Genomic DNA, 6,536 nt, shown 5'->3' on the forward strand with positions numbered 1-6,536 from the left:
GCGGGATGGAGCCCCAGGGCTCAGGTATCGCTCAGGCCGTAACTGCGACCGAACTCCTGAGGGGGCAGGGGGCGGCTGAACAGGTAGCCCTGCAGCCTGTCACAGCCTGCCTCGGTCAACCAGCGGCGCTGCTCCTGGGTCTCGACCCCTTCGGCGGTGATCTGGATACCGAGTTCATGGCCCAGGCCGATGACGGAACGCACTATGGCCGTGGTGGCGGCATTGCTCACCAGATCCCGGGTGAAGCTGCGATCCAGCTTGAGGGTGGCGACTTCGAGGCGCGGCAGATAGGCGAGGGAGCAGTAGCCGGTGCCAAAGTCATCGATGGCAAGCTGGAAGCCAGCCTGGATCAGGCTGGAGAGGTTCTGCTCTATCTCGTCGGCATTCTCCATCAATACCCCTTCGGTAATTTCCAGCTCCAGGGTCGCGGGGGCTATGCCATGGCGCAGGGCGCAGGCCTGGATGCGCTGGCCCAGCTCGGGGTCGCGGAACTGCAGTGGCGAGAGGTTGACCGACAGCATGAGAGCTGGCCACACCTGTTGCCAGCGCGCGAGCTGGGCACAGCCTTGCTCGAGCATCAGTTCGCCGAGTCGCCCGATGAGCCCCAGCTCTTCGGCCAGGGGGATAAACTCGTCCGGCGCCACCATGCCAAGGGTTGGGTGGGGCCATCGGCAGAGCAGTTCGGCGCCATGCAGCTTGTCTTGCCTGGCGCAGATGATGGGCTGGTAGACGGCGGTGAGCTCGGCCGAGCGGATCGCCTGGGGCAAGTCGGCGCTGAGCTGCTTGCGGCGTTGCAACTGCTGGTAGAGCTCGGGATCGAACAGGGTGCAGTGCTGCTGCAGGCGCTTGCCTTCGGCCAGGGCGGCCTCGGCATGGCCCAGCAGGCGCTCGGCGTCATTGGCTCGTCCCTGGGCGATGCCAAGGAAGCAGGTGATCTGGATGCGATGCTCTTCGACCTGATAGGGTGCCATCAGCTCCCCTTGCAGGCGCTGGCTCCATTCGGCCAGGGGTTTGTCCAGCTCGGGCAGTAACAGGGCGAAGTCATCGGCGGCGACCCGGCACAGCAAGGCATTGGCCGGAGCCAGGCGTTGCAGGCGCTGAGCGACCTGGTTGAGCAGGCGATCGGCGATGCGGATGCCGAACCTGTCGTTGATCTCGCGAAAATGTTGCAGATCGATGAGCAGCAGACTGGCTGGGCGCCCGCCGAGATGGCGGCTGGTCTGCAAGAAATGGGAGAGTTTGAGCAAGCCGGTGAGGCTGTCGTAATGCTGCTCCTGCTGCAACTGGGCCTGGGTGGTACGCAGCCCGGTGATGTCGCGACTCAGCGTGAGTATCCCGAGGGAGAGGCCGTTGTCGTCTGGCACCTCAACTCTGATGATCTCCAGATGGCGACCCTGCCCCTTGGCATCGAGCAGGCAATATTCACCACGGCCCATGGGCATCTGGGGGGGCAGGTGCTGACGGACGTTCTGGCCCAGCACCTCGCTGGCCTGCAACCCCATGAAATCGAGGAAAGCCTGGTTGCAGTCGAGCACCCGGCCGTCGTGATCCTCGAACCGGATAGGATCCGGTATGGCGTCGAGCAAGCGGCGTTGTAACAGCTGCTGCTGCTTGAAGGTCTGCTCCAGCTCCTTGTGTTGCCCTATCTCGCTCACGACGCCAAACAGCGCGAGAGGGGCTCCCTCCTCGTCGTAGATAGGAACCTTGTGGGTCTCTATCCAGAACTCGTTATCGTCACGCAGGCAGAGCTGTTGCTGGTGCAGCAAGGGCTCACCCCGTGCCAGGATCTGGCTGTCCTCCTCGTGAAATACGTCTCCCCAGGGGAGCTGCGCATCCCTCTTGCCAATGAGCTCGCCCGGATGCGTGGCGCCAGCGTGCAGGGCAAAATGGCGATTGACCAGCAGGTAGCGGCCATCTGCACCCCGGCAGAAAATGCTGATGGGGAGTTGATCTATGATGGCTTGCAACTGATCTGGGGTGAACAAGGTGTGAAGGTGGGCTCAAAGGGCAAGTTTCGAGCAAATCTATGATAGGACACTCTTTTTGTAAAGCCCGCTCGGACCTCGATCATTTCTTTATTGTCCTGCTGACAGCCGTTGACGCTGGCGCCATAATAGCCGCCGGTTGGCCTATGGCCTCATGATGAGACGAGAAGAGACAGATGAAAAAGATAATGGGGAGCGCCCTGGCGCTGCTGCTGGCAGGCTGTGCAGCGGACAACAATGGTGGTGAGCAGTACCGTTATAACCCGCCGATCGCCAAGGCGACCAATAACACCCAGGAGATGCAGATCCCGGTCGATCTGGTCTGGGCTCGCGCCGAGAAGTGGTTTGCCGACCACGGCCTCAAGATCGAGACCAGCCAGCGTGCCACCGGTCTGATGACGGCCAATGTCGAGAATGCGGCCGATGGTCTGGAGTGGCTCGATTGCGGCACCATGGGATCCAAAGTCGCACTGGGTAACCCCAACTTGCAGATCAACCTGATCGTCACCCAGAGCGGTACCAACAGCGTTGCTACCGTCAACGTCAAGGGCAATACCGAACTGTTCTTCGTCGAAGGTTCTGGTGAGCGGGTTGCCGCGCCTTCCATTACACCCGTCTGCGTCTCGCGCGGTACCCTGGAGCAGGGACTGTTCGCCACCCTGGGTAATTAAGAGAGGGTCTGAACGACCTGGCCCTTGCGTGGCTGCCTGGCCGAGTCATCAAACAGGCAGGGATGAAAAACGCAGCAATAAAAAACCGGGCCAAGGCCCGGTTTTTTTATTGTCGCCACGCTCACTCTTCGTCGCGGAAGATGGTGATGGCGGAGAAACCCAGCTCCTTGAAGTGGTTCTCCTGATAATCTTTCACGCTCTTCTTGTCACGGCGGCACACCTGAGCCAACTGGGCCTCCATGGCGTGGAATGCCTTGAGGTCGAGCCCCTCGGCGGCCGCGATGGCATCATAGATGCTGCGGAATTTGTCGTTGGAATAGCCGATTTCCTTGGCCTGACTCTTGTATGTGTAGGTAATTTTAAACGCCATGGGGGCCTTCCTTCTTTTTGGACTGCTTGCGCTGGACGTACAGATAGAGGCTCTCGACCTTCTCCCGGGCCCAGGGGGTCTTGCGCAAAAACTTCAGGCTGGACTTGATGCTGGGATCGTCGGTAAAGCAGCGGATATTGATCTGCTGCCCGAGGGCCTCCCAGCCGTAGTGCGCCACCAGTTCGGTCAGGATCGCCTCCAGGGTCAAGCCATGGAGTGGATTCCTGGGCTGGGCCTTGTCGGCCGCAACCGGGTCGGACTGGGGGTTATCGGTCGGTTCGCTCATGCATCGCTCGCCAGGGTGGCAAAGGGCTGACCCATGCGGGTAGTGACGCCGGGCGCCAGCGGCGCATCGAAGCTGGCCAGCATACCCGGGCCAAACAGACAGACCACTGTGCTGCCGAGTTTGAACAGCCCCATTTCAGCCCCTTTTTGCAGGGTGATGGCCTCATCGCCGCTGTAGTCCCAACGCACCACTTCTTTCTGTTTGGTCGGTCCTTTCTGCTTAGCTGGCGCAATGTTGCCAGCCCAGATGGTCTCGATGCTGGCGACGATAGTGGCGCCGACCAGCACCAGGGCCATGGGGCCATGGGTGGTGCGGAAGGTGGCGACCACCCGTTCATTGCGGGCAAACAGATTCGGCACGTTTTCGGCGGTCAGCGGGTTGACCGAGAAGAGGTCGCCGGGCACGAACACCATGCTCTCCAATACGCCATCCAGGGGCATGTGAATGCGGTGATAGTCCTTGGGGGCCAGATAAATGGTGGCAAAGTCACCATCCTTGAAGGGGGCAACCAGATCCTCATCACCACCCAGCAGCTCGCGGGCACTGTAGTCGTGGCCCTTGGCCTGGATGATGCGGCCTTGGTTAATGGGGCCGAGCTGGCTGACGGTACCATCTACCGGCAGGGCCAGGGTCATGGGATCGTCAACCAGGGGACGGATCCCCGGCTTGAGCTCGCGGGTAAAGAAGTGGTTGAAGCTCTTGTAGAATGCGGGGTCTTCATGGAGCGCTTCGCTCATGTCGACCTGGTACTGCTTGATAAAGGCCTCGATCACCTTGGTGGTGAGGTTGCCCGCCTCGGCGGCAGCCAGCTTGCCGAGCAAGCGAGAGAGGGCATGCTTGGGCAGACAGTATTGACCGGCAATCTTCAGGTTGTCAGTAATGCTCATGATGTTCATCTGCTCTTTTAATAGAAAGAGGGGTTTAGTGGGTCACAGCCGGGCTTGTTGCCGGCCGTGGCGGGCTTCCTGCATGGTTTCCAGGATGCGGTGATAGTTGTAGAAGCGATCCGCGCTGATGTCGCCCCGCTCGACCGCGGTGCGCAGGGCGCAACCGGGATCCTCCTTGTGGGTGCAGTCGCGAAACTTGCAGCCCCCCAGGTAGTCGCGGAACTCGACGAAGCACCAGGTGATGCGATCGGCTTCCAGGTGCCAGAGGGCGAACTCACGGATCCCCGGGGAGTCGATGAGATCGCCGCCACTCGGGAAGTGATAGAGTCGCGCCGTGGTGGTGGTGTGCTGGCCGAGCCCCGAGTTTTCGGAGATCTCGCCGGTCAAGACACCCAGGCCGGGCATCAGGGCATTGGCCAGGGAGGATTTACCCACCCCGGACTGGCCGACGAAGATGCTGATCTTGCCGTTGAACTGGGCCTTGAGCTCCTCGAGCCCCTCACCGCTCTCGCAACTGACCAGGATCACCTGATAGCCGAGTTTGCGGTAGGCACTCAGTTGGCCATCGATGCGCACGCGAGCGGCGTCATCGAGCATGTCGACCTTGTTCAGCACGATGAGCGGCTGGATCTCGACATCTTCGGCGGCTACCAGATAACGGTCGACGATGTTGGTCGAGAACTCGGGCATCACCGCCGAGACGATGATGATCTGGTCTATGTTGGCGGCGATGGGTTTGACGCCGTCATAGAAGTCGGGGCGGGTCAGCACCGAGTGGCGGGGATGTACCGCCTCTATCACGCCCGGAGTCGCCTCGTTGAGGCCCGGACGCCATACCACACGATCGCCGCATACCAGGCTGGTGATGCTGCTGCGGCGCAGGTTGCTGCGGTGGATGCTGCCATCACTCGCTTCCACGTCTGCATGCTGGCCGAAACGGCTGATCACCATGCCTTCGATAGCCGGGCCGAACAGGGTGTCATCGACCTGGTTGTTGTGCTCTTTTTGCAGCCGCTTGTCGCGGTTGACCTGGACGCGCCTTTGTTGACCCAGATTGAGTTTTGCTTTCTTTGCCACTCGATTCGCCAGTTTATGAACAGATCCAAAGCCAGTATGATACATGCAAATTGGCAAAGTTCCGCCATTCCTCCCAATAGAGAGAGAACAAGCATGAGTGTCAGCGCGCAGAACCTGGTATGGATCGACATGGAGATGACGGGGCTGGACCCGGAACTGAATGTGGTTATCGAGATAGCCACCATCATCACCGACAAGGATCTGAATGTGCTGGCCGAGGGCCCGGTGCTCGCCATTCATCAGAGCGAGGCGGAGTTGGCCAAGATGGATGAGTGGAACGTGCGCACACATACCGGCTCCGGCCTGGTGGCTCGGGTACAGGCGAGCGAGTATGACGAAGCCCGCGCCGTGAAGGAGACCCTCGACTTCATCCGGCAGTGGGTGCCGGAGCGCACCAGCCCGCTGTGCGGCAACAGCATCGGTCAGGATCGCCGCTTCATGGTCAAACACATGGGCGAGCTGGAGGCCTTCTTCCACTATCGCAACATCGATGTCAGCACCATCAAGGAGCTGGTACGCCGCTGGCAGCCCGAGTTGCTGGATCAGTTCACCAAGAGCGGTTCTCACCAGGCGCTGGACGACATTCGCGAGTCCATTGCCGAGCTGCAGTTCTACCGCGGCCACGTCTTCAAGATTTAAGGGGCCGCCAGCTGTACCAAGCGGCCAGCGTGGCCGAAGGGGAGTGACAAGGGCGCAGCTCTTGTCAGCGTCAGCGGCGGTTATCCCTCTGCGTGGGGCTGTTTCGATGGCAAGGCAGAGGGGGAGTGGCATCATTGGTTGGGAAAATCGACAGTTCGACCAGCTTTTGAGCGAACGGACTCTGCCCGACAAAAAAGCCCTTGCAATTGATCACTCTGCTCTTATAATTCGGCTCCCGTGTAGTAGCGCAAGCAACCAAATGCTGCACGATTTTTTTATTGATGATTGTGCGGGAATAGCTCAGTTGGTAGAGCACGACCTTGCCAAGGTCGGGGTCGCGAGTTCGAGTCTCGTTTCCCGCTCCAACATCGATTCAAAAAGCAATAGATATGCAGCTGCATCGGTTTCACACCGAGATGATGCGGGAATAGCTCAGTTGGTAGAGCACGACCTTGCCAAGGTCGGGGTCGCGAGTTCGAGTCTCGTTTCCCGCTCCAAGCAGTTGCAGATCGCCAGCAGTACCCGGTGCGGGAATAGCTCAGTTGGTAGAGCACGACCTTGCCAAGGTCGGGGTCGCGAGTTCGAGTCTCGTTTCCCGCTCCAATCGAAGAAAGCCGTGTT

7 protein-coding genes and 3 tRNA genes are annotated in these 6,536 nt (G+C 60.1%); 5 read left to right on the forward strand and 5 right to left on the reverse strand.

What is annotated here, in order from left to right:
- Positions 1 to 20 precede the first annotated feature (20 nt).
- Positions 21 to 1,985: a bifunctional diguanylate cyclase/phosphodiesterase gene (locus M2366_RS19135; RefSeq protein WP_259270425.1), complete on the reverse strand. Its 1,965-nt coding sequence runs from the start codon at positions 1,983 to 1,985 to the stop codon at positions 21 to 23.
- 176 nt (positions 1,986 to 2,161) lie between these two features.
- Between M2366_RS19135 and M2366_RS19140 the strand changes: the two genes are divergently transcribed.
- On the forward strand, positions 2,162 to 2,656 hold the full coding sequence (locus tag M2366_RS19140) for a hypothetical protein (RefSeq protein WP_040319391.1): 495 nt from the start codon (positions 2,162 to 2,164) through the stop codon (positions 2,654 to 2,656).
- A gap of 121 nt (positions 2,657 to 2,777) precedes the next feature.
- Here M2366_RS19140 and M2366_RS19145 read toward each other — a convergent pair whose 3' ends face one another.
- From M2366_RS19145 to rsgA, 4 genes are read right to left on the reverse strand one after another with little or no spacing between them, the layout of a single operon-like run.
- Positions 2,778 to 3,026, reverse strand: a complete 249-nt coding sequence (locus M2366_RS19145; protein ID WP_042040972.1) for a DUF2960 domain-containing protein — start codon at positions 3,024 to 3,026, stop codon at positions 2,778 to 2,780.
- Positions 3,016 to 3,312 (reverse strand): VF530 family DNA-binding protein, encoded by a 297-nt coding sequence (locus M2366_RS19150; RefSeq protein WP_042040971.1) that lies wholly within the window; start codon positions 3,310 to 3,312, stop codon positions 3,016 to 3,018. The genes M2366_RS19145 and M2366_RS19150 overlap by 11 nt, the downstream gene beginning before the upstream one ends.
- Positions 3,309 to 4,199, reverse strand: a complete 891-nt coding sequence (gene asd / locus M2366_RS19155; protein WP_404972814.1) for an archaetidylserine decarboxylase — start codon at positions 4,197 to 4,199, stop codon at positions 3,309 to 3,311. Before asd ends, M2366_RS19150 begins: the two co-directional genes overlap by 4 nt.
- Before the next feature lie 42 nt (positions 4,200 to 4,241).
- Complete coding sequence (gene rsgA / locus M2366_RS19160; RefSeq protein WP_042040970.1) at positions 4,242 to 5,276, reverse strand: small ribosomal subunit biogenesis GTPase RsgA; 1,035 nt, start codon at positions 5,274 to 5,276, stop codon at positions 4,242 to 4,244.
- 93 nt (positions 5,277 to 5,369) lie between these two features.
- Between rsgA and orn the strand changes: the two genes are divergently transcribed.
- The 4 genes from orn to M2366_RS19180 all read left to right on the forward strand — a co-directional run bounded on the left by orn (position 5,370) and on the right by M2366_RS19180 (position 6,518).
- Complete coding sequence (orn, locus tag M2366_RS19165) at positions 5,370 to 5,915, forward strand: oligoribonuclease (protein WP_042040969.1); 546 nt, start codon at positions 5,370 to 5,372, stop codon at positions 5,913 to 5,915.
- A 289-nt stretch (positions 5,916 to 6,204) separates the two neighbouring features.
- Positions 6,205 to 6,280 (forward strand) — tRNA-Gly (locus M2366_RS19170).
- Positions 6,281 to 6,336: 56 nt separating this feature from the next.
- Positions 6,337 to 6,412 (forward strand) — tRNA-Gly (locus tag M2366_RS19175).
- A gap of 30 nt (positions 6,413 to 6,442) precedes the next feature.
- Positions 6,443 to 6,518 (forward strand) — tRNA-Gly (locus tag M2366_RS19180).
- The last annotated feature ends 18 nt before the right edge of the window (positions 6,519 to 6,536 follow it).

Origin of the sequence: Aeromonas sp. BIGb0405, assembly GCF_024807335.1 — a bacterium.
In the GTDB taxonomy this organism is placed as follows: domain Bacteria; phylum Pseudomonadota; class Gammaproteobacteria; order Enterobacterales; family Aeromonadaceae; genus Aeromonas; species Aeromonas rivuli.

Coding starts and splice junctions, on each gene's coding strand:
- M2366_RS19140 (WP_040319391.1), top strand. CDS start 2,162: ATGAAAAAGATAATGGGGAGCGCCCTGGCGCTGCTGCTGGCAGGCTGT.
- M2366_RS19145 (WP_042040972.1), bottom strand. CDS start 3,026: ATGGCGTTTAAAATTACCTACACATACAAGAGTCAGGCCAAGGAAATC.
- M2366_RS19150 (WP_042040971.1), bottom strand. CDS start 3,312: ATGAGCGAACCGACCGATAACCCCCAGTCCGACCCGGTTGCGGCCGAC.
- asd (WP_404972814.1), bottom strand. CDS start 4,199: ATGAGCATTACTGACAACCTGAAGATTGCCGGTCAATACTGTCTGCCC.
- orn (WP_042040969.1), top strand. CDS start 5,370: ATGAGTGTCAGCGCGCAGAACCTGGTATGGATCGACATGGAGATGACG.